General features: G+C 65.1%; 1 protein-coding gene. It reads left to right on the top strand.

Going from position 1 to position 241, the window contains the following annotated elements:
* Positions 1-241 (top strand): ATP-grasp domain-containing protein (locus KVT28_RS26465; RefSeq protein WP_217551268.1); only part of this gene is annotated, 241 nt, incomplete at both ends.

Raw genomic sequence — 241 nt, 5'->3', positions numbered from 1 at the left:
AAGGCCGCTGGCTGCGCAAGCCACTCAAGTCCGGTGGCGGGCTCGGTATCCGCTTCTCGAAGCCGGGCGAGAGCGCGTCGCCGCACCACTACTTTCAGGAGTTCATCGACGGCACCCCGATGTCGGCGCTGTACGGCGGAACGACGCTCCTGGGTGTCACGGAGCAACTCATCGGTGAGCCGTGGCTGCACGCGACACCGTTCGCATACTGCGGAAACATCGCTCTACCGGAACTCGCGCT

This window comes from Pantoea sp. GbtcB22 (assembly GCF_019091025.1).
In the GTDB taxonomy this organism is placed as follows: Bacteria; Pseudomonadota; Gammaproteobacteria; order Enterobacterales; family Enterobacteriaceae; genus Pantoea; species Pantoea leporis.
This window is presented reverse-complemented; position numbering and strand designations above follow the sequence as displayed.